Source organism: Tenacibaculum larymnensis (assembly GCF_028829235.1).
Taxonomy (GTDB): Bacteria; Bacteroidota; Bacteroidia; order Flavobacteriales; family Flavobacteriaceae; genus Polaribacter; species Polaribacter larymnensis.
This window is the reverse complement of sequence record NZ_JAIWJY010000007.1, coordinates 129,271-151,488: the sequence shown is the minus strand read 5'-3', so window position 1 is coordinate 151,488 and position 22,218 is coordinate 129,271. Positions and strand designations below refer to the sequence as shown.

Here is a 22,218-nt window from a genome sequence, read left to right as displayed (position 1 = left end):
AAAAAGACTTGTTTCATACTTTTTCCTGTCAAAATACAAGCAAAAAATCAATGGCATACACTTTGACTAATACTACTCGTAAAATTGAATTTAAAACTTTAAAAAAGATAAATAAAGATTATGAGTAAAATTATAGGTATAGATTTAGGTACTACGAACTCATGTGTGTCTGTGATGGAAGGAAATGAGCCGGTAGTAATTCCAAATGCTGAAGGAAAAAGAACAACTCCTTCTATTGTAGCGTTTGTTGAAGGAGGTGAGCGTAAAGTAGGTGATCCTGCAAAACGTCAAGCAGTAACTAACCCAACTAAAACAGTTTATTCTATTAAACGTTTTATGGGAAATAAATATTCTGAGTCTCAAAAAGAAGCAGATAGAGTTCCTTACGATGTTGTAAAAGGAGACAACGATACACCAAGAGTAAAGATTGATGATCGTATGTATACGCCTCAAGAAATTTCTGCAATGATATTACAGAAAATGAAAAAAACTGCTGAAGACTATTTAGGTCAGGGAGTTTCTGAAGCTGTAATTACAGTGCCTGCATACTTTAACGATGCACAGCGTCAGGCTACAAAAGAAGCAGGTGAGATTGCTGGATTAAAAGTTCGTCGTATCATCAACGAACCTACTGCAGCAGCATTAGCTTATGGATTAGATAAAGCAAGTGAAGATAAGAAGATAGTAGTATTTGACTTTGGTGGAGGTACACATGATGTTTCTATCCTAGAATTAGGAGACGGAGTATTTGAAGTATTAGCTACTGATGGAGATACGCACTTAGGAGGTGATGATGTAGATGAAAAGATCATTAACTGGTTAGCAGATGAGTTTAATGCTGAAGAAAACATGGATTTACGTAAAGATCCTATGGCATTACAACGTTTAAAAGAAGCTGCTGAAAAAGCTAAGATTGAATTATCTAGTACAACTTCTACAGAAATAAACTTACCATATATTACAGCTACAGCTAGTGGACCAAAACACTTGGTAAGAACGTTAAGTAGAGCTAAGTTTGAGCAATTAATTGATGATTTAGTAAAAAGAACTATAAATCCATGTCAAACAGCATTAAAAAATGCTGACTTATCAACATCTGATATTGATGAAGTAATTTTAGTAGGTGGTTCAACTCGTATTCCTGCAATTCAAGAAGCGGTTGAAAAGTTCTTTGGAAAAGCGCCAAGTAAAGGTGTAAACCCAGACGAGGTTGTATCTTTAGGAGCAGCAATTCAAGGAGGAGTGTTAACAGGTGATGTAAAAGACGTATTATTATTAGACGTAACACCTTTATCATTAGGAATTGAAACTATGGGTAATGTATTTACAAAGTTAATCGAAGCAAATACAACCATTCCAACTAAAAAGTCACAAGTGTTCTCTACAGCAGTAGATAATCAACCATCGGTAGATATTCACGTATTACAAGGTGAAAGAGCAATGGCGGCAGATAACAAAACAATTGGTCGTTTCCAATTAACTGATATCCCACCAGCACAAAGAGGAGTTCCTCAAATTGAAGTAACTTTTGATATTGATGCAAACGGAATCATCAAAGTGTCTGCAGTAGATAAAGCAACTGGTAAATCACAAGATATCCGTATTGAAGCTTCTTCAGGGTTATCTGATGAAGAAATTCAAAAGATGAAGCAAGAAGCAGAAGCAAATGCTGATGCTGATAAGAAAGCAAAAGAAACTGCTGAAAAAGTAAATGGAGCAGACTCTATGATCTTCCAAACAGAAAAGCAATTAAAAGAATTTGGAGATAAATTATCAGCTGATAAAAAAGAACCAATCGAAGCTGCTTTAGAAGAGTTAAAGAAAGCACACGAATCTAAAGATCTTGATGCAATTGATGCAGCAATGGAAAAGATTAATGAAGCTTGGAAAGTAGCTTCTGAAGAAATGTATAAAGCACAACAAGATGCACAAGCTAACGGAGCTGGTGCACAAGGTGGCGCAGATGCAGGAACTTCAGCTGAAGGAGGAGATAATGTAGAAGATGTAGACTTCGAAGAAGTAAAATAAATTTGATTGTATTATCCTAAAAAGCATTACAAGTTTTATTAGGACTATAGATGTAAAAAAGCTCGTCATTTGACGGGCTTTTTTGCTTTTAAATAGATATTAGGTGTTTTAGAAAAAAAAAAAAGTGTTTTAGAAAAAGATAAAATCACTTCAGCAGTTTTTTCACTGTAAGAGGTATCCTGTGTGTAATTTTACTTCCAATATAAGGGAGAAGTGCTTTATAACTATAAGGAAGCACAAAAAATAAATCAGAAAAATAAACACACATGAGAAAAAAAATTAACATGTATGCAAGTGCTATTCTTTTTGTACTTGTAAGTATCACAAGTTGTGATAAGGATGAAGAAATTATTCCAGCAGAGTTTTCTATTACTGATATAGAAAAGGATTTTGGAGCAGTAGAAGTAGAACAAACTATTAACTATTCGTTTAAAGTAACAAATGAGGGAGGTTCAGATTTAGAAATAGATGAATTTGTATTAAAAGGAACAAATGCTGCTGATTTTTCAACTAGTGCAGTACCAAAAGTAATTAAAAAGGAAGAATCGTATACTTTTGAAATTACCTTTGCTCCTTTAACAGAAGGAGAAAAAAAGGCTATCTTAGAAATTACGACTAATATTGGGAAAAAAGAAGTAAAAGTAACAGGAATTGCAAAACCAAAACCATTACCAGGTGTTGATTTAAGTGAAACGGCTTTGGTTTTTGGAAACGTAGAGATTAATCAAACAAAAGACGCTACGTTTACTATAACTAATAGTGGAGATGCAGACTTAGAAATTACAGGCTTTGAAATAAAAGGGACCAATGCTGCTAACTTTTCAACTTCAGCAACAACAGAAACTTTAGCTGCAGGAGAAACTAAAACCATTACGGTAGTATTTGAGCCAACCAATGTAGGAGAAAAAACAGCAAGTTTAGAGGTGACAACTAATGCAGGAGTTAAAGCCATTGCCTTAAGCGGTAAAGCTACAGCAACACCTATGTCAGTTATAGAGTTTAGTGAATCACCTATAAGTTTTGGGAATGTTGAAGTAGGTGAAGACTTATCTAAAAATATTACAGTTTCTAATACAGGAAATACAGATTTAGAGATTACTAATGTGAATATTATAGGAGGTAGTTCATCATCATCTTTTACAGTAATAGGAGGAACAAGTTCATTAATAAGAACTATTGCTCCAGGTGATACATATACTTTTGAAGTTAAGTTCACGCCAAGTTCACAAGGATTTGCTTCAGCATCTATTAGATTTTTTAATAACTCTAGTGAAAATGAAGTGTTTTTACCAATGAATGGAACAGGAACAGCGCCAGCACAACCTGCAATTGCTTTTAGTGAAACAGGATTGAACTTTGGTGATGTTACTGTAGGGAACTCTGGAAATGATTTAACTTTTGCTATTCAGAATAATGGTCAAGGAAATTTAGAGGTAAGTAATATTAGAATGAGCGGAGCCAATGCTAATAACTTTACTTTGGTAAATGTATCTGCACCACAAACGATTGCTCCTAATAGCTTTTATGAGGTAACAGCACGTTTTACACCACAATCTGAAGGACAAAAGCAGGCAATGATAGTTGTAGAAAGTAATGATCCTACAAAACCGAGTTATGCTATTATTATTAATGGGAAGGGGTTGCAAGCCGCAACAGGTACTATTGTAAATATACCAGATGCTAATTTTAAAACGGCTTTAGTTGCTAATAACGCTATTAATACTAATGGAGATAGTGAAATTCAAGTGTCAGAAGCTCAGACATACTCAGGTTTAATTCGTGTTGATGGGTTAAGTATTTCAGATGTTACAGGTGTAGAGGCTTTTGTGAATATTACAGAGTTTCATGCTATGAATAATTCGTTAACAAGTATAGATTTAAGTCAGAATACAGCAATAACAAGATTAACCTTGAGAGGAAATAGTTTAACAGCTTTAGATCTTTCAGCTAATACAGCTTTACAAACTGTATTAATTCAGCAGAACAATATAAGTTCAATCGATTTAACAAACCACTCAAGTTTAGGGAACTTTCAGTGTGGAGATAATAATATCTCAACACTAGTATTACCAACAACTGCAAATAGTTTAAAAACTTTATACTTAGAGCATAATCAAATTAGTTCGTTAGATGTATCTATGTATCCAGATTTAAGAACTTTGGTTGTTTACAACAACAATTTAACAAGTATAGATATTTCTAGCAATCCAAAAGTTAATAGTTTACATGCTAGATATAACAACTTATCAAGCTTAAATGTTGCAAATGGTAATAATGTAAATTTTCTTTACATGGTTGCAGATTGGAACTCTAACTTAACTTGTATTCAACATGATGCTGGGTTTGACCCTTTAAATCCACCGAATACCACAGCAAATCAATGGGCTAAGCCATCTGGAGCTTCTTGGAGTACAGTTGCATGTCAATAAAAAACATTTTCTTTTAAATAGTAATTCAAGAAAGTTACCTGTGTAAAAAGCAGGTAGCTTCTAGCAGTATAAAAACAATAATAGAAATGAAAAAATATACAATATTAGTTTGTTTATTCTTCGCTAGTTTTTTGTTTCATCAAACAGCTAATGCTCAGTTTGGTAACATGTTAAAAAAAGCTAAGCAAAAAGTAACAAAAAAAATAGAAGAGAAAGCTTCTTCATCAATAGAAAAATCAACTACAAGTTCAGATACTAATTCAACATCTAATACAAATGAGTATTCAGACGAAGAGTTTAAAAAAGAACTAGCTAAAAAATATCCTAACGATAAACAAAAGCAAGATTTTTATTTTAAAAAGTATAAAGAATATCAACAAAAACAAGCAGCGGAAAAAAAAGCTTTGTTAGCTAAAGAAAATAGTAAAGGAACGGTTGTGAGTGAAATTCCTTCACCTATAGAAAGTAGTGAAAATGATAAATTTAAAGACAATCAAATTTATGTATTAAACAGAACAAAGTTTAAAAAGTTACCTGCTTATGATGGTGGTTTTTCTGATAAGATGGAACTGTCTGGTTACTACCATTTATCACAATACTTTGTTAGAAATCCATCAAGTCATTTTGATAGTAACCCAGGAGATATTTATGAAGGTTTTTCTATAGAATATGATCCAACAACATATCAGTTAAGCGCGTTTTTTACTCCAGATCAAAAAAGATACGGAGTAGTACTAGAAAATTATAGAAAATCTGCCGATAAAGGAAATATTCAGTTTCAATTTGGAATGGGAGGCGGACCTGAATGGACCAATGCAAATGTACTTTTATTAGAGCCAGGTGTATTGTTAATTGGAGCTGAAGTATATCACAAAAACGACAATGAAGGTCACAAGTGGATGAATAATGCACAACCAAAACAGTTTGTGATTGCTGCTAAAGACCCAGAAAAAATTAAGAAATATTATAAAAATGTTGAGTTAACTGAAAAAACAACCTTTGGTCTTTTTGAAGAATTACGTAAAGATTCGGAAAGAGATGCATTAACTAAAGTAAAAATGCCAACTAAAGGTAACTTAAACAGTAGCTTGATAGGAATTGCTACCAAAGGTTTAAATGCTTATTACAGCAAAACAAGTATGAAGAACTTAAGACAATATGTTACTTCGAATAGATGGTCAACAGTAAAGCATAAAGTAACAGGAGTTCCTTTGTACCAATGGGTAGTAGGTGTTGTAGTTCAGGAAAATTCTGATGGAAAGTGTATGTTACAACAGTTTATTTTACGAAGAGATTATACAGGAGGCGGAAAATACGGAGAAGTTTATTTTAATGGAATTAGCCGAACTGGAGGAGCACCTTATGGAGGTTATTGTAAATGTGATATAAAATAAAATTAACAACTTACTTGTGTCATAAAACTCACACCAATTGACAGAGTTTTCTCAAAAAATACAACAAGTTTAACTAAATAAACAAAATGAAAAAAAGAAACAAATTATTAATGGTAGTATTCTTATTTCTAATAGGATTAACCTCTTGTTCTGAAGAAGAACAAGCCCAAGTACAAGAAATTTATAATAATACTATGAGTTTTGGGCAGGATGAATATGGAATTCAACTAGTAAATGTAAGCTATGATTTTCAGGGAGATATTGCATTACTATTACATTCATTAACAAAAAATCAATTAACCCAACTACCATTAGGTTCTGGTGCCAAAATGGAGTTTGAAGGAATTAAACAAACTGATATTTCAATGGATGTAGACTACTTTGTAGAAATACCTGAGTCTCATTATTATTTAGGAGTAGTAAATAGTTCTCAACTCTTAAGGTCAAATAATGTTGACAGTAAAAAAGCTACAGAAGGATATGTTAAAGTTGTTGAACTAACTGAGGACAATATCAAATTAAGATATTTATATAAAAGACTTGATGGTGTTGTATTTAAAGGAGAATATAGTGGGGCATACACAGAAGATTAAAGAAATAATAATTACTATGAGAATTTAAAAGTATAATAAATATAGTTCTATTATTAATTTTATTACTGAAGTCGACTGTAAACTCAGCTAAAAAAAGGAAATTAAAAATAAATGAATTTACTGAATCAACAATTGATTTATTTTCAGATATATAATCAGGTGATGATGAAGTTGTAGAAGGAAGTTATTCTAGAGTTTCTTATACTTAATTATGTTGTTTAGAACAATGAAACTTTATTTTAAAAAAAGGATAATAAAAAAAGACACACTCATACGGTTCATAAATTTCTATTTATACCATTAATTTTTAGAGGTAAATTTTATTGGTTAAAAAAAGTTAGTATTGAAAAGTCATTCAATGGTTATAAATTGATTATAATAGGAGTTAATTAATGAATTTTAAACTAAGAACAGTTGTCAATAAAGGTGGCGTTTTGCGTATTATTGCATAGCCGCCTTTTTAAAGTAATATTAAATTTGTGAAAAAAACTTTTTGCATACTTGTTTTCGTATTTCTTTTCTTTGAAAATGTTTTTTCACAAGAGCCTTTTTATACGCAATTTACTTCGGATGATGGTCTAGCTTCTCTGGCTAATTTTAATATTATTCAAGATAAAGATAACCTTGTTTGGGTTGGTGCAGAACAAGGCTTGTTTTACTATAACGGTAAAAGGTTTATTAAGGTAAAAAATCCGATAGCAACTACTAAAAGTATATTCAATTTACAAATTGATGAAGAGGGACAAATATGGTGTTCTACAATTTCAGGACATATTTATAAAGTTGTAAATAAAGAGTTACAGCTTTTTAAAGACTTTTCTGATGAGTTAAAAGGAACTTTTGCTCATTTAATGGTTTTGAATAACGATATCTTTTTTATATCTCAGAGGAAGAGTTTTCAGATAGACAAAAAAACAGGGGCGGTAAAAAAAGATTTAAATGCTGAAGTTTCTAAAATAGCAAAATCTGAAAACGGTTTTTTTTACTATAACTTAAAAGAAACAAATACCATTACTCATGTTTATGAAGAAGATGGGGGATCAGTTTTTAAAAAAGTAAAATTTAATAAAAAAAAGTTTTCTTTAAATAAAGGAAATTTTCAGATGTTTCAGTGGTTTGATGAGATTGTTGTTAAATTAGAAAGTAATGTCTCAAAAGCATTTTCAATCAATATTCATACGAGAGAAATTAGTTCTATAAAACTTCCAAATAGTTTTCAGAAAGCTCAAGTATACAATACAAAGAAATTTCAAGAAAACTGGTTGTTAACATCAAATGGAATTTATAGAACCTCTGAAAAAGCAAAAGTTAATGATACTGAACAGATTTTTGAAGATTATCATATAACCGATGTTTTACAAGACAATGAAAATAATTATTGGTTAACAACACTTCAAAACGGTGTTTTTGTAGTACCAAGTTTAGGAATAACAAAAAAGAGTTTTTTAGAGATAAAAGAAGACATTATTTCAATAGAAGTTGTAGCGAAAAATCGGTTGTTATTAGGTACTCAAAATGGTAATTTGATTGATTATAATACACAAAATAACGATTATATAATTACGAATTTATCAAATCAACGACCGGTAAATAGAATAAAATATGATGAAATACTCAATAGAGCTTATTTAAGTACCAACGGTACGAGTAGTTATATTTATGATCTAAAGAATAAAGGAGTAACGAATGTAGGAAGTCAGTTTACTACTGCTAAAGGTTTTGCTCAAATCAGCAAAGATTCGTTGGTGTGCTTATCGTATCGACATGCTATTATTTATACGCATCTGTCAAAAAATAAAGAACACATAGTTTTAGAGAGTAAAAGACCTATTAGCACTCATTACGATTCTAAAAACAAACTTATTTACCTAACTTATATTGACGGAACGGTAGTTTATAATAAGAAACTACAAACTATTCCTATAGGTTACCAAGGCAAACCTATTATTTTTTCTGAATACACTCAAACTAGTAATAGTAAAATATGGGCAACTACAAGAGATAAAATCTTAGGGTTAGAAGCAGGAAAAGTAACCGACAGTATTACGTATTCAACAGGATTGTTGCAATCTCAAATAAAAGGAATTTTAGGAAAGGATAATTTCCTATGGATTGTTACTGAAAAAGGGGTACAGCGATATGATACAGATAAAAAATTGATAAAAACAATCAATTTAACTGATAAAAGTGCTATTAAGTTTAAACATCCAGTTGTTCAAAATAATCATTTATGGATACCTGGAAACAATTTTTTATGTAGAATAGATGTGTCTATTCCAGATTTAATGGACGACTCTAAAACGGTTCCATTGGCTTATATAAGTAATGTTAAAATTGGAGGTAACGAACAAGAAATAAAAACAAAGTATGAACTACCTTATAAAACCAATGATATAACATTTAATTTTAATGCAAACGGATTTAAAGCTAGTAGCAAAAATGTTTTTCAATATAAGCTTTTAGGCTTCAACACCGAATGGCAAACATCTGAATTGAATGATGATGTTGTTAGGTATATTGGAATTCCATCTGGAAAATATGAGTTTTTACTTAGAACCAAAAGTTTAGATGGAAGTATAGGGAAAGAAAGTGAAGGTGTCAAAATTATTGTTCAAAAGCCTTTTTGGGAGAATTGGTGGTTCATTGCAGCTGTGTTTTTCGTATCAGTTTTAGCGGTAGTAATATATTACCGAATTAAATTGCAATGGAAAGAAAAAGAAGGAGAGCGAGAATTAGAAAAAGTGATCTTAGATAGTAGAATAAGTAAGTTACGATTAGAGAACTTACGCTCACAAATGAATCCTCATTTCATATTTAATTCTTTAGGAGCAATTCAAGACTATGTAATGAAGAACGAGAAATATTTAGCAAGCGATTACTTGGTTAAATTTTCTCGCTTGATTAGAATGTATTTAAATCATAGTAGGGTTAATGTAATATCGCTTAAAGAAGAACTCAATTCACTTGAAATTTATATAGCGTTAGAGCAATTACGATTTGAGAATAAATTTAAAGTTCATTTCTTCGTAGATAAGAACATCAATAAAGATCAATTTGAAGTACCACCGTTATTTTTACAACCGTTTGTAGAAAATGCCATAAAACACGGACTTGTTCATAAAAAAGAACAAGGAAATTTATGGATAACAGTTAAAAAAAATAGAAGTAATGTGTTAATTGTAACTATAGAAGATGACGGTATAGGAAGAGAAAAATCATCTGAAATCAATAAGAAAAGACAAGGACATAAATCTTTTGCAGTGAACGCCACTCATGAGAGAGTTTCATTATACAAGAAAGAAAAGTTGTTTGATATTTCAGTTGAGTTTACTGATAAAGTTGAAGAAAATAATAAGGCTATAGGAACGGTAGTAACACTAAAAATTAAAAGAATTTAAAATGAAAGCGTTAATAATTGATGACGAAGCAAAAGCACGTAGTGTGATGGAAATGATGCTTATAGAGTTTTTTCCTGAAATAAAAAGTGTTATTACAGCTGATAATCTATTAAATGGAGTAAAAGAAATAAATCAGCATACTCCTGATATTGTTTTTCTAGATATTGAAATGCCTGAATACTCTGGATTGGAGATATTAGACTTTATTTCTGAACCTATTGAGTTTCAATTAATTTTTACAACAGCATATCAACAATATGCGTTAGATGCGTTAAAGTTATCGGCAATAGATTATTTGGTGAAACCTATTGATAGAGAAGAGTTAAGAGTAGCTATGAATAAAGCAAAGGTTAATATCAATCAAAAAAAGGTAACAGTACAATTTTCAGAGTTAAAAAATGCCATTCAATCGTTATCATCACATAAAATAGCTTTAGAAGTACCAGGAGAAATTATTTTTGTGTCTCATGAAGATATTTTATATTTAGAAGCAGACGGAATGTATACAAAAGTACATTTAGCAAATAGAGAAAGAGAATTAATTTGTAAACCACTAGCGTACTTTGAAAATCAACTTCAGGGAAATAATTTATTTTTTAGATGTCATAGATCTTACCTAATAAACCTTCATTATTTAGAAAAATTTGTAAAAAAAGACGGAGATTTTTTACTAATGCAAAACCAAACAACAATTCCTATTTCTAAAACAAAAAAGCAAGAATTCTTAAAAATTATAAAAGAAGTGTTTTAGATTTGCGGTATGCAGTTTTACCAAAAAGAAATTCAATTACCAGTATTTGATAGAGGCTATCATTTAATTACAGATATTCTATTAGAAGCTCTTCCAGAACTTAATAAAATTAAAATAGGGCAGTTTCAGGTATTTATTAAGCACACATCTGCAAGTTTAACCATTAATGAAAATGCTGATCCAACTGTACGAATGGATTTTGAGTCGCATATAAATAAGATGATTCCTGAAAATATGCCGTACTATAAACATGACTACGAAGGAGCAGATGATATGCCTGCGCACATTAAAAGTTCTATGTTAGGATGTCAGGTACAAATTCCAATAACCAATGGCAAGCTCAATTTGGGAACTTGGCAAGGAGTGTACTTAGGAGAGCATAGAAATTATGGGGGAAGAAGAAAAGTAGTATTAACGGCTTTTGGAAATTAAATGAAGTACCATAAATTCAATTTTTACAGAAGTACTTATTGTGAGTTTGAAATGCAAAGAATCAATTTTTTTGATGATATTAAAGCACACTTTCAAAGCAAATCAGGGAGTTATTACTATTATACAGAAGATGGAGTTTTTCGTTATTCTAACCATTGGGGTAGAGTTGCCAATTGCAGATGGAAAATTCAAGGAATAGATAATTATAAAAATCAGCAATATTATGTAGGGTATGCAAATTGGTCAAGCTTTTATCCATTAAACAGTATCGATAAAGTATTCTATTTAGAAGTAGATTATACAAAAGCTAAAGCAAGCATAAAAAGAGTTGAAGAAGGTTTAGAGAATAATTACTTTTTAATGAATTCAGAATTAGTACATCAACGTCTAAAGCAAGTTCAAACCTTATTTAAAGAGTACAAATGGGCGCGTTATTATGAAGAAGATATTGATGTTTTGAGAAAAAAAATAATCAATAAACTGGTAACAACAAACAAAACTCTACAGCAAATAAAGTTAGAATTATGAGTCTTTATAATCTCTATTAACGCCAAGACTAAATCCAAAACGAGTGTCGCTTTCCCTACCTAGTCTGTGAATTGCAACTTTTCCTAATGGAATTTTACCAAACTCATTATTAGTAATTTCTTCATTATTTAAAAAAAGCCTTCCTTTAAACTGTTTTTTGGTGTTGTACTCACTTCTATCTTCTTTATTCTGATAAATATTTATAGATAAAATATTATCTCTTTCAGTATAACCACAAAAAATACCATGTGTATCCCAAATAATATAATCATTACTTTTCTTTAATTCTCTACTTGGTTTGCCTAAAACTTCAACTAAAGCATCGTAATTAGTGGGGAATGTAAGAGGTTTACTATTAATGTGTATAACGTCTGTATCGCACACTATAGTTAAGTTTTTTACTTTTTTTTTCTTAAAAAAATTAAACATGACAGTTCTTGATTTGATTAACGGGGGTTGAACGTAAAACTAAAAAATAAATTTTAACTAACTCCTTTCTCTTTTAGTTAAATTTGCTTTTTAGATATAAAACCCTAATAAATAATGAACATACCTCAAACGAGTTTTCCTCGAATAATAATTATAGGAGGAGGGTTTGCAGGATTGGCAGCCGCAAGAGCTTTAGAAAACCAAGAATTACAGGTAGTTTTAATAGATAAACATAATTACCATACTTTTCAGCCTTTATTATATCAAGTAGCAACAGGTGGGTTAGAACCTGATAGTATAGCATTTCCTTTAAGAAAAAGATTTAACGATGTAGAAAACTTTTTCTTCAGGCTGGCAAAAGTTACTCAAATAAATGCAGAGAAAAACTATATAGAAACTACAATAGGAGATTTAGAGTATGATGAGTTGATTATAGCTACAGGATCAACAACTAATTTCTTTGGTAATACTAACATTCAACGGTATGCAATGGAAATGAAATCGGTTCCACAAGCATTAAATATTCGTAGTTTGGTGTTAGAAAACTTTGAAGAAGCACTATTGGTTACCGATTTAGAGAAACGAAGAGCGTTAATGAATTTTGTTATTGTTGGTGGTGGACCAACAGGAGTAGAGTTAGCTGGAGCTTTGGCTGAAATGAAAAAGGGTATTTTACCTAAAGATTATCCTGATTTGGATATCAGACAGATGAAAATTAACCTTATTCAAAGTTCAGGAGAGTTATTAAAAGGAATGAGTAATAAAGCTTCAGAAAAAGCAGAAGACTTTTTAATAAAACTTGGGGTAGATGTATGGAAAGATCTTCGTGTATTGGATTACGATGGAGAGACTGTAACTACTAATGGTGACGATCATTTTAAAGCACAAACAGTTATTTGGGCTGCGGGAGTAAAAGGAGCTGCTGTAAATGGTTTAAATAAAGAGTGTATAGTTGAAAGAGCCAATCGATTTAAGGTAGATGAATATAATAAAGTAATTGGATATGATAATATACATGCTATTGGAGATGTAGCATGTATGAAAACTAAGGATTATGAAAAAGGGCATCCAATGATGGCACAACCAGCTATTCAACAAGGTAGGTTGCTAGGAAAAAATATTTTAGCAAAACTAAAAAGTAAAAAGCAAAAACCATTTGTGTACAATAACAAGGGATCAATGGCAACTATTGGAAGAAATAAAGCAGTAGTAGATTTATCTAGTTGGAAATTTCAAGGAGTTTTTGCTTGGTTTATCTGGATGTTTGTGCATTTGTTTTCACTTATCGGATTTAGAAATAAAGCAGTGGTATTTATGAATTGGGTATATAACTATGTACGTTTTGATAGAGAAACAAGGCTTATCATCCGTCCTTACAAAAAGAAAAACAAGTATAGTTTTAAAGAACAAGAAAATGGCAATCACTAGAAATGTTAAGTGTCCAAACTGTGGAGTTTTTAATAAGAATAGGGATTACTGTAAAAACTGTAACACATTAATTTCTTTTGAAAAAAAACAAGAACAAAAAGTTACAGCATATAAAGAAGAAGAGCTTAAGAAGGCAAAACATGAAATAGAAAATCCCAATTTAGCAGAACGATTAAAAAGGAATCCATTTTGGTTGTATCGAGTTGCTGGATGGATTTTGTATTCAGCATATTTATTAGTAAGTGCTATTGGCGCTTTAATAGCATGGTTTGTAGCTATGGTAGCAGCAGGGTAGGTAACGTGCAAAAAAAAATACTTACATATTACTTTATAGTTTCAATAGTTATAGGAAGCATTATCTATGTTGCGCAAAAGTTAAGTGTAAAACTTCCCTCTACCATTAATAATTATGTAAACGACTTTTTAATAATACCTATTGTATTAACAGTATGTCTCTTTATTTTACAATGGAGCAGAAATGATAAGAGCTTTCAAATTTCTTTAGGAGTAGTACTTTATATATGTGTAATATATTCAGTGCTATTTGAGTTTGTTTTACCTAAATATTATACAAGGTATACAGCCGATGTATTAGATGTTGTTTTATATTTTGCTGGAGGCTTTGTATTTTTCGTTTTGCAAAAAAAGGATAGTAGTAGCACATGAAACATCAATTAATAATTTTATCAGACCTTTGGGGAGTTACAGATGCTAGTTGGGTTGCTATGTATGTGGATAAATTGTCAGAAGACTTTCAAGTTACCTTTTATAGTAGTTGTGAACTAGCAGAGATACCTGAGAAAAGCTTATCAGAAAAAGAACGACATAACTTTTTTGTAAATGGAGGACTTGAGAGAGCAGTTAAAAACTTAGTAGAGGTAGAACAAGAACGATTCACTGTGTTAGCTTTCAGTATAGGAGGAACTATAGCTTGGAAAGCCTGTTTAAAAGGTTTAGATATTGAAAAACTTTATGCTATTTCATCCACAAGATTACGTTATGAAACAGAAAAACCGAAAGCCGAAGCAATACTTTATTTTGGAGAAGAAGATAACTACAAGCCAAATAATAATTGGTTTGAAAAAATGAAGGTAGATTATAGTATAATTCCGGAGAAAGTACATGAAATGTATAAGGAAGAAGAGTTTGCTAAATGGTTATGTTTACTAATAAAAAGTAGTTATGAACCCACATCAAAAAATACCCAATAAAACAGCTGTACGCATAAGTAATGCTATTGATTTTATTGAAGAAAATTTAGAAAAAAAACTTATTTTAGAAGAAATAGCAGAAAAAGCATATTTCTCTCCATATCATTTTCATAGACTTTTTAAAGCCGTAACTAAAGAAACGGTTAATGATTTTATTACTAGAAAGAGAGTAGAAAAGGCAGCTTCTTTTTTACTAAATAAAAAGAATAAAACGGTTACAGAAGTATCCGAAATAGTAGGTTTTGCAACTTTGTCATCATTTTCAAGGGCTTTTAAAAAGTTTTACGGAATAAGTCCTGCCGATTTTAAAAAAGAAAGTTCACTAAAATATAGCAAGATTTGTAAAACTGAAAGCAAGAATGGAGAAATAGAAACACAGTTTGAACAATACATTTGTAACATAGATAAAAACTTAACATGGATGCAAATGAAAGCTAAAACCGAAGTAAAAAAAATGCCAACTTTAAAAGTTGCCTATCTGACACATCTAGGAAAAATGGAAGCGGTTGGTAATACCTACAATAAATTGATGCAATGGGCTTATCCTAAAGGGTTAATGCAGCAGGAAAATTTAAGAATGTTAACGGTATATCACGACAGTCCAAAAATTACTGATGAAGACAAAATAAGAATGAGTGTTTGTTTAACTTTAAATTCAGAGGTAAAAACTGAAGGAGAAGTGAGTGTAAAAGAAATCCCCGAAGCAAAATGTATAGTATCTCGTTTAGAAATTACTCCGTCAGAATTTCAACAAGCATGGGAAAGTAGTTTTGTGTGGATGAGTGAACATGGTTTCAAAAAAGCAGATCAAGATCCGTATGAGATTTTTTACAATAACCCTAATGAACATCCAGAAGGGAAATGTATTGTAGATTTCTGTATTCCTGTGGAGTAGAAAGTTATCGTAATACTATAGGTGTATATTACATAGAACCCCTTAGGATACTATGCAATATTTAAATTTTATAAGATAATACTATCTAGTGAGCTAACGATTAAGGTTATATGCAGAGTAAGTTATTACAGCTGTTCCTTATGATAATTCTTTTAGAGAAGTGTTTGGCTTTGAAGATAGCATGCTTCTAACAATAAAATAGCTAGCTAACCCACAAGCTAGACCTGTAATTGCAGCAGGAAAAATAGTGTCATCACTTATTCCTACTGTAGAGGCAAATATTACAATTCCCAAAATTTCTGTCCCAAACCAAGAGCCAATCATTATACCTCTCCACTTTTTAGGATTTTCTCCTTTTTCTTCTGCCAATTCAGCTATTTTTTTACCTAAAAAAACTATTGCTAATATTTCTAACATATTTTTGTTTTGATCAAATTTTCTTTTCACTTTTAATTCTCAATGTATACAACTAACATATGAGCATAATAAAAAATTACTATTATATTCTTTAATAAATAGGAAGGAATTTATAGCAACTTTTATAGCGTCAAATATAAAAAAAAATAAACATAAAAGATATTTAATTATTATTGGAGTTATACCCCAAGGATAATGGAAATGATACACCAAGCCTAATTGGGGTGTCTTTTCCTGCATAAGGGGAGTGACACTTCCATAGTAAGGAGAGTAATATTCACTGCCTAAAAGATGTGTTTTCAAACAAACTATTTGTTGTAGAAAAATGTTAGTTAATTAGTAAGATTGAAAAAGAAGACTGTAATTACCGATAGTTATATAAAACAAAAATCCCGAGTTTATTAACTCGGGATTTTTGTTTTATATTATTTTTTGATTAGTAATTTACGTAATCAACAATTTCTAGTCCGTAACCAATCATACCTACACGTTTGGTTTGTTTGGTGTTAGAAACTAAACGTAGTTTGTGAATGTGTAAATCGTGCAAAATTTGTGCACCAATACCAAAATCTTTGTTGTCCATAACTACATTAGGAGCTTTCATTTCTCCTTTAGCTTGATTTTCTTTTAAAATACGAAGTCTATTTAATAAGTTCAATGCTTGCATTTGTTGATTAATAAACAAAATAGCACCTCTACCTTCATCATTAATAACCTTAAACATTTGGTCAAGCTTTTTATCAGCGTTGTTAGTTAAGGTTCCTAATATATCATTGTTTACCAAAGTAGAGTTTACACGAGTTAAAATAGGTTCGTTTTTACTCCATGTACCTTTAGTCAAAGCAATATGCACTTGGTTATTGGTAGTTTGTTGGTAAGCTCGTAAACGGAAATCACCAAAACGAGTTTGAATATTAAAGTCTTCTTTCTTTTCAATTAAAGAATCGTGTTCCATTCTATAAGCTACTAAATCTTCAATAGAAACAATTTTTAAGTCAAACTTTTTAGCAACTTTCATTAGTTGAGGTAAACGTGCCATAGTACCGTCTTCATTCATAATCTCAACGATAACGCCAGCAGGTTCTAAACCAGCTAGACGAGCAAAATCAATGGCAGCTTCAGTATGTCCAGTTCTACGTAATACACCTCCATTTTTAGCTTTTAGAGGGAAAATATGTCCTGGTCTAGCTAAATCAAAAGGTTTAGTGTCTGGGTTTATTAATGCTTGCACAGTTTTAGCTCTATCCGAAGCAGAAATACCAGTAGTAACACCATTTCCACGTAAGTCTACCGATACGGTAAAAGCAGTTTCCATTGGGTCGGTATTGTTACTAACCATCATTCCTAGCTCTAATTCTTTACAGCGAGTTTCAGTAAGAGGGGTACAAATTAATCCACGACCATGTGTTGCCATAAAGTTGATCATTTCAGGAGTAATTTTTTCAGCAGCAGCTAAAAAATCACCTTCATTTTCACGATCTTCATCATCAACTACGATAATAACTTTACCGTTTTTAATGTCTTCTATAGCTTCTTCAATTGTATTTAATTGAATATTAGTTGGAGTTTGTGTTGTCATTATGTTGTGATTTTCCCTTTTTAGAGAATAAGTTTTTTACAGAGTTTCGTATTGGAGCAAAAAAACCATTAATGTCAAATAGTCCTTTGTCTTTAGTAGCTCTAACAGTTAAAGTTATAGCCAAAGGTAGCATTAAAAATACACTTAGCCAAGAGCCGGTAATAGCTGTAAGTGAGCTTTCTTCTGCTAAGTTTCTTCCAAAAGTATTAGAGAAAAAGTATAAAACGTAAACTGCGATTGCTAAAATCATAGGTAATCCCATCCCACCTTTTCTAATAATAGAACCCAAAGGAGCGCCAATAAAGAAGAGTAATAAGCAAGAAAGTGAAAAGGCTACACGATTGTAAAACTCAATATCGTATAGGTTTAAATACTTTCGCTTGTTTTTTAAGGTGTCTTTGTTAGACTTATTGTTGTTTATAGTACGTTCTAATTTAGAAGTGGCTACAGAGAGAATACTTCGTTTCTCTTTTAACTCAAAGTTTTCAAGAATATCTAACGAAAGGTCTTTGTTTATTAGTGAATCAGGATACTGATGTAAATCCTCCACATCAATACTCAAAAATAGATTTTTGGCTCTACTTTTAACAAAAGCATCGTAATTTTGTTTCAACGTTGGCAAAGTATCTTTTAGCTGAGCCAAACTTAACATATTGTAGTTTGTTTTATATTTTTCTTCTTCTAAATCATCATTACTAAAAGAAGAAATATCAATATTAATGGTGTACTTTTCAAAATCGGCGTAAGAAGCAGGCATTTTTTCTCGCTCCTTAAACGAAGCTCCATTTTTTAAGTGATGCTCAAAGTAATAACCGTCTTTCAAGACTAAAGTCATATAACGACTACCTTCTTCTGAAAGTATTTCACCACTTTTTGCAGTAATAATTTTGTTATTTCCTTTTTTAGAAGACAAATCATAAATCATTACCTCTTTTAAAAGGTTATCTTCTTCTCCGTATTTTTCTTTAAACTTTATTTGGAAGTTAGGTAACTCTGTATTAAAACTTCCAGCAACTAAAGCAATGGCAGGTTGTTTTTTCTTAATGTTAACCTTCATATTTAATTGCTTAAGCATTGCATATGGGTAAACATAATTTAGAAATAGAAAATTAATACCACTTAAAAATATAGCTAAGAAAACAATTGGGCGAACCATTCGTTGTAAAGAAACTCCAGCAGATTTTGCTGCAGCGAATTCGTAATTTTCAGATAAACTACCAAGTGTCATAATAGAAGACAGTAAGACACCAATAGGTAAGGCTTGAGGAGCTACAAGAAGTGTTGTATACCACAAGAATTTTAAAATAATACCAATACCAATACCTTTACCAGCAAAATTATCAAAAGCCAACCATAGCGCTTGCATTACCAGTACAAATAGAATGATAAAGAAGGTTGCTAAAAAGGGAACTATAAAGCTTTTTAATATATATCTGTCTAATGTTTTCACAGATGCAAAGGTAGTAGGTTAGTGGAATATAAACACAAAAGTTTTGTTAATGATTTTTAAAGTAAATCAGTAACAAAACTTTTATATAATTTTTTAGTCAATATAGTATCCTTGCTTAGCGTATTTATTTCTGTCGAAAGAAAAAAGTTGAGCAGATATAGGCTGGTTACTTTTAAACTTAGTAATAGTAAAGGTAGTTTCAGCACCGTTAGATCCTATTTGTGTTAATTTGTAAATGTGTTTTGTTTTAGCATCAATACCTAATTGAACTTTAACAATATCAGAGTTACTGTCAATAGGAGTAAGGTCTATATACTGAACTTTACGTCCATTACTGTTTTTTAAAGTTCCCATTTGATAATTATACCCCTCTTTATAAAAAGTTAGTAATTTAGAAGGATAAATAAAACCATCTTCTTCATCTAAGTTACCGTTATTAATGCTAACTTCTTTTTCATCTTGGTTGATAACAACTAACTTCTTTCCATCAAAAATAAAGGTATTTCCAAGATAGTCCAAGTTGTATTTTTCACCAGATAAAGTAATTTCTCCTCTAATAGGAGGGTCATTGGTAATACCGGCTTCTTTATTTATTAAGGAAGAGTTAAAACCGATAACCATATTTCTGTAGGTACCCATTTTATTTGAAACCTCGTCTAGCAATTTTTTTGCTTCAGAAGAATTTGTTTGTCCCATAGCACTAATGCTAATACATAATCCAATAAATAATAATCCTATTTTTTTCATCGTCTTTCTTATTTCCAGTTTCGGAATAGTTTATAATTATTAATTCTTTTCACTCTCTAATAATTGCTCTAAGGCAATTAAATCAGGTACAAGTACTTGTCGTGCTTTACTACCTTCAAAAGGACCTACAATACCTGCGGCTTCTAATTGATCTATCAATCTACCAGCACGGTTGTAGCCTAACTTTAATTTACGTTGCAATAACGATGCCGAACCTTGTTGTGCAGTAACAATAACTTCAGCTGCTTCTTTAAACAGTTTATCTCTGTCTGCGATATCAACATCAAGATTTGTGCCACCTTCTTCTCCAACATACTCTGGAAGTAAATAAGCCTCAGGGTATGCACGTTGAGAGCCAATAAAATCAGTAATTTTTTCTACTTCAGGTGTGTCTACAAAAGCACACTGAATTCGGGTAATATCATTTCCTCCAGAGTATAATAAATCACCTCGACCAATTAACTGGTCTGCTCCCGGAGCATCTAAAATAGTTCTAGAGTCAATTTTTGAAGTTACTCTAAAAGCAATTCTAGAAGGGAAGTTTGCTTTAATAATACCTGTAATTACATTTACAGATGGACGCTGCGTTGCTACAATTAAATGAATACCAATAGCACGAGCTAATTGTGCTAAACGTGCAATAGGAGTTTCTACTTCTTTACCAGCAGTCATAATTAAATCAGCAAACTCATCAATTACTAATACAATGTACGGTAAAAAGCGGTGTCCGTTTTCAGGGTTTAGTTTACGAGCTTTAAACTTAGCGTTATATTCTTTAATGTTACGAACCATAGCATTTTTAAGCAAGTCGTAACGGTTGTCCATTTCAATACATAAAGAGTTCAATGTATTAACTACTTTAGTAGTATCAGTGATAATAGCATCAGAATCATCTGGTAATTTTGCTAAGTAATGTCGTTCTATTTTGTTGAATAATGTTAATTCTACTTTTTTAGGGTCAACCAATACAAATTTTACTTCAGCAGGGTGTTTTTTGTATAGAAGTGATGTTAAAATAGCATTCAACCCTACCGATTTACCTTGTCCAGTAGCACCAGCCATTAATAAGTGAGGCATTTTGGCTAAATCGATAACAAAGGTTTCATTTGAAATAGTTTTACCTAAAGCAATAGGAAGTTGCATTGGTGATTCTTGGAATTTCTTTGAAGAAATTACCGAATGCATAGATACGATAGTTGCTTTTTTATTAGGTACTTCAATACCAATGGTTCCTTTTCCGGGAATAGGAGCGATAATACGGATTCCTAAAGCTGATAGCGATAGAGCAATATCGTCTTCTAAGTTTTTAATTTTAGAAATACGTACTCCTGCTTCAGGAACAATTTCATATAAGGTAATGGTTGGTCCTACAGTAGCTTTTATTTGGGCAATACCAATTTTGTAGTTTTTTAAAGTTTCTACAATTTGGTTTTTCTTAGCTTCAAGCTCAGTAGGGTCAACAGAAATACTTTCATTGTATTCTTTTAGTAAGTTAAAAGAAGGAAATTTAAAGTTACCTAGTTCTAAGGTAGGATCAAATTCACCAAAATCTTTGAGTAATTGATCAGATAAGTTTTCGGTAACACTTTTTTCTTCTGCTATTTTTTCAATAGCAACCTCTACTTCTTTTTTGCTGTCCTCTGATATATTTGTTGTAGGGTCATTATTTTGGGTGATGTCTAAAGAAATCTCTTTGTTTTTTTCATTATCAGTAGTTTCTTCAACACCAGAATAGTTAGAAATAGTTGGTTGTAAATTTTCTAGCGATAATTCAAAGTCTGATTTATCTTTTTTAGCTTCTTCAGTTTTAGAAACTTCAGAATTGGTGTTAACATCAATATCGTTTACAATAGTAGAATCGTCTCTGTTAACTTTTGGATTGTTTTTTACAGCATTAGCTTTTTTCTCTTTATTAACTTTTACTTTTTCGCTAATTGCTTCAGGAGTAATACTAAATCGGATGATTAAATAAGCAACTAAAAAGAAAATGAGTAAAATAGCCAGACCTGTTTTACCTAAGAAAGTTTGAAGATATTCATTTAATTCAAAACCAATTACTCCTGATAAAAGGGCATGCTTTTTTTCAACAAAACCAAGAGCTGTAGCAAGCCAAAGCATGATTAAAATAGCCCAATTCCATGAGGTGATAATTCTTTTTAAATTGGTTTGTAGTAAAATTCTAGCACCAGTTAAAAACAATGTTAAAGGGATAATAAAAGCTCCTAAACCAAAACCTTTGTATACGAGGAAATTACTTAGTTTAGCACCTATTTTTCCTAGTAAGTTTTTAGTAGGGATAGTTTTATCTGCAAATTGACTTAGTGTGCTTTGGTCTTCTTGCCAAGAGAAGAAAAAAGAAATAAAAGCAACAGTTAAAAATATAGAAAACAATAACAGAAAAAAACCTAAAATAGTTTGGTTTTGTCTGTTTGAAAAAAAGGTCTTAATCTTTTTTATGATAGATGTTTTTGGCTGTTTTTTTTGAACAGTTGTCTTCTTTTTTGCCATG

At 31.2% G+C, this 22,218-nt stretch carries 18 protein-coding genes; 12 read left to right on the top strand and 6 right to left on the bottom strand.

Translation table 11 applies throughout. The features are described 5' to 3' along the window. Nucleotides 1-120: 120 nt before the first annotated feature. From dnaK to LCI24_RS11635, 8 genes are all read left to right on the top strand, one after another. Nucleotides 121-2,028 carry a molecular chaperone DnaK gene (dnaK, locus tag LCI24_RS11670; protein WP_274640531.1) on the top strand — a complete coding sequence of 636 codons (1,908 nt, stop codon included), beginning with the start codon at nucleotides 121-123 and terminating at the stop codon, nucleotides 2,026-2,028. Between the two features lie 266 nt (nucleotides 2,029-2,294). Then, on the top strand, nucleotides 2,295-4,457 hold the full coding sequence (locus tag LCI24_RS11665) for a choice-of-anchor D domain-containing protein (RefSeq protein ID WP_274640530.1): 2,163 nt from the start codon (nucleotides 2,295-2,297) through the stop codon (nucleotides 4,455-4,457). 86 nt (nucleotides 4,458-4,543) lie between these two features. After that, entirely contained in the window at nucleotides 4,544-5,851 is a 1,308-nt protein-coding gene (locus LCI24_RS11660) for a hypothetical protein (RefSeq protein WP_274640529.1), read from the top strand. 86 nt (nucleotides 5,852-5,937) lie between these two features. Beyond that, nucleotides 5,938-6,444, top strand: a complete 507-nt coding sequence (locus tag LCI24_RS11655) for a hypothetical protein (RefSeq protein WP_274640528.1) — start codon at nucleotides 5,938-5,940, stop codon at nucleotides 6,442-6,444. A gap of 479 nt (nucleotides 6,445-6,923) precedes the next feature. Continuing rightward, nucleotides 6,924-9,842: a sensor histidine kinase gene (locus LCI24_RS17010; protein ID WP_274640527.1), complete on the top strand. Its 2,919-nt coding sequence runs from the start codon at nucleotides 6,924-6,926 to the stop codon at nucleotides 9,840-9,842. Between the two features lies 1 nt (nucleotide 9,843). Further along, on the top strand, nucleotides 9,844-10,593 hold the full coding sequence (locus LCI24_RS11645; RefSeq protein ID WP_274640526.1) for a LytR/AlgR family response regulator transcription factor: 750 nt from the start codon (nucleotides 9,844-9,846) through the stop codon (nucleotides 10,591-10,593). A 9-nt stretch (nucleotides 10,594-10,602) separates the two neighbouring features. Next, nucleotides 10,603-11,025 (top strand): secondary thiamine-phosphate synthase enzyme YjbQ, encoded by a 423-nt coding sequence (locus LCI24_RS11640; protein WP_274640525.1) that lies wholly within the window; start codon nucleotides 10,603-10,605, stop codon nucleotides 11,023-11,025. Continuing rightward, nucleotides 11,026-11,553 (top strand): hypothetical protein, encoded by a 528-nt coding sequence (locus LCI24_RS11635; protein WP_274640524.1) that lies wholly within the window; start codon nucleotides 11,026-11,028, stop codon nucleotides 11,551-11,553. Here LCI24_RS11635 and LCI24_RS11630 read toward each other — a convergent pair. Continuing rightward, nucleotides 11,548-11,982 carry a DUF7738 domain-containing protein gene (locus LCI24_RS11630; protein ID WP_274640523.1) on the bottom strand — a complete coding sequence of 145 codons (435 nt, stop codon included), beginning with the start codon at nucleotides 11,980-11,982 and terminating at the stop codon, nucleotides 11,548-11,550. The genes LCI24_RS11635 and LCI24_RS11630 overlap by 6 nt on opposite strands. 114 nt (nucleotides 11,983-12,096) lie before the next feature. Here LCI24_RS11630 and LCI24_RS11625 point away from each other — a divergent pair, with 114 nt between their 5' ends. The 4 genes from LCI24_RS11625 to LCI24_RS11610 all read left to right on the top strand — a co-directional run bounded on the left by LCI24_RS11625 (nucleotide 12,097) and on the right by LCI24_RS11610 (nucleotide 15,516). Further along, complete coding sequence (locus tag LCI24_RS11625; protein ID WP_274640522.1) at nucleotides 12,097-13,410, top strand: NAD(P)/FAD-dependent oxidoreductase; 1,314 nt, start codon at nucleotides 12,097-12,099, stop codon at nucleotides 13,408-13,410. Then, nucleotides 13,397-13,705: a hypothetical protein gene (locus tag LCI24_RS11620; protein WP_274640521.1), complete on the top strand. Its 309-nt coding sequence runs from the start codon at nucleotides 13,397-13,399 to the stop codon at nucleotides 13,703-13,705. The genes LCI24_RS11625 and LCI24_RS11620 overlap by 14 nt, the downstream gene beginning before the upstream one ends. 367 nt (nucleotides 13,706-14,072) lie before the next feature. Next, on the top strand, nucleotides 14,073-14,621 hold the full coding sequence (locus tag LCI24_RS11615) for an alpha/beta hydrolase (protein ID WP_274640520.1): 549 nt from the start codon (nucleotides 14,073-14,075) through the stop codon (nucleotides 14,619-14,621). Next, a complete protein-coding gene (locus LCI24_RS11610; protein WP_274640519.1) occupies nucleotides 14,593-15,516 on the top strand; it encodes an AraC family transcriptional regulator in 924 nt (307 codons plus the stop codon). The genes LCI24_RS11615 and LCI24_RS11610 overlap by 29 nt, the downstream gene beginning before the upstream one ends. Nucleotides 15,517-15,654: 138 nt before the next feature. Here the strand turns inward: LCI24_RS11610 and LCI24_RS11605 are convergent, their stop codons facing one another. The 5 genes from LCI24_RS11605 to LCI24_RS11585 form a co-directional block, all read right to left on the bottom strand. Beyond that, entirely contained in the window at nucleotides 15,655-15,963 is a 309-nt protein-coding gene (locus LCI24_RS11605) for a hypothetical protein (protein ID WP_274640518.1), read from the bottom strand. A gap of 406 nt (nucleotides 15,964-16,369) precedes the next feature. Next, nucleotides 16,370-17,512, bottom strand: a complete 1,143-nt coding sequence (gene ribB, locus LCI24_RS11600; RefSeq protein ID WP_274640517.1) for a 3,4-dihydroxy-2-butanone-4-phosphate synthase — start codon at nucleotides 17,510-17,512, stop codon at nucleotides 16,370-16,372. Further along, nucleotides 17,490-18,962, bottom strand: a complete 1,473-nt coding sequence (locus LCI24_RS11595) for an LptF/LptG family permease (protein ID WP_274640516.1) — start codon at nucleotides 18,960-18,962, stop codon at nucleotides 17,490-17,492. Before LCI24_RS11595 ends, ribB begins: the two co-directional genes overlap by 23 nt. Before the next feature lie 93 nt (nucleotides 18,963-19,055). Continuing rightward, nucleotides 19,056-19,709 carry an outer membrane lipoprotein periplasmic chaperone LolA1 gene (gene lolA1, locus LCI24_RS11590; RefSeq protein WP_124590776.1) on the bottom strand — a complete coding sequence of 218 codons (654 nt, stop codon included), beginning with the start codon at nucleotides 19,707-19,709 and terminating at the stop codon, nucleotides 19,056-19,058. Between the two features lie 39 nt (nucleotides 19,710-19,748). Further along, nucleotides 19,749-22,217, bottom strand: coding sequence for a DNA translocase FtsK (locus LCI24_RS11585; RefSeq protein WP_274640515.1), 2,469 nt, complete (start codon nucleotides 22,215-22,217; stop codon nucleotides 19,749-19,751). Nucleotide 22,218: the final 1 nt, after the last annotated feature.

Coding starts and splice junctions, on each gene's coding strand:
- dnaK (WP_274640531.1), top strand. CDS start 121: ATGAGTAAAATTATAGGTATAGATTTAGGTACTACGAACTCATGTGTG.
- LCI24_RS11665 (WP_274640530.1), top strand. CDS start 2,295: ATGAGAAAAAAAATTAACATGTATGCAAGTGCTATTCTTTTTGTACTT.
- LCI24_RS11660 (WP_274640529.1), top strand. CDS start 4,544: ATGAAAAAATATACAATATTAGTTTGTTTATTCTTCGCTAGTTTTTTG.
- LCI24_RS11655 (WP_274640528.1), top strand. CDS start 5,938: ATGAAAAAAAGAAACAAATTATTAATGGTAGTATTCTTATTTCTAATA.
- LCI24_RS11645 (WP_274640526.1), top strand. CDS start 9,844: ATGAAAGCGTTAATAATTGATGACGAAGCAAAAGCACGTAGTGTGATG.
- LCI24_RS11640 (WP_274640525.1), top strand. CDS start 10,603: ATGCAGTTTTACCAAAAAGAAATTCAATTACCAGTATTTGATAGAGGC.
- LCI24_RS11635 (WP_274640524.1), top strand. CDS start 11,026: ATGAAGTACCATAAATTCAATTTTTACAGAAGTACTTATTGTGAGTTT.
- LCI24_RS11630 (WP_274640523.1), bottom strand. CDS start 11,982: ATGTTTAATTTTTTTAAGAAAAAAAAAGTAAAAAACTTAACTATAGTG.
- LCI24_RS11625 (WP_274640522.1), top strand. CDS start 12,097: ATGAACATACCTCAAACGAGTTTTCCTCGAATAATAATTATAGGAGGA.
- LCI24_RS11620 (WP_274640521.1), top strand. CDS start 13,397: ATGGCAATCACTAGAAATGTTAAGTGTCCAAACTGTGGAGTTTTTAAT.
- LCI24_RS11615 (WP_274640520.1), top strand. CDS start 14,073: ATGAAACATCAATTAATAATTTTATCAGACCTTTGGGGAGTTACAGAT.
- LCI24_RS11610 (WP_274640519.1), top strand. CDS start 14,593: ATGAACCCACATCAAAAAATACCCAATAAAACAGCTGTACGCATAAGT.
- ribB (WP_274640517.1), bottom strand. CDS start 17,512: ATGACAACACAAACTCCAACTAATATTCAATTAAATACAATTGAAGAA.
- lolA1 (WP_124590776.1), bottom strand. CDS start 19,709: ATGAAAAAAATAGGATTATTATTTATTGGATTATGTATTAGCATTAGT.
- LCI24_RS11585 (WP_274640515.1), bottom strand. CDS start 22,217: ATGGCAAAAAAGAAGACAACTGTTCAAAAAAAACAGCCAAAAACATCT.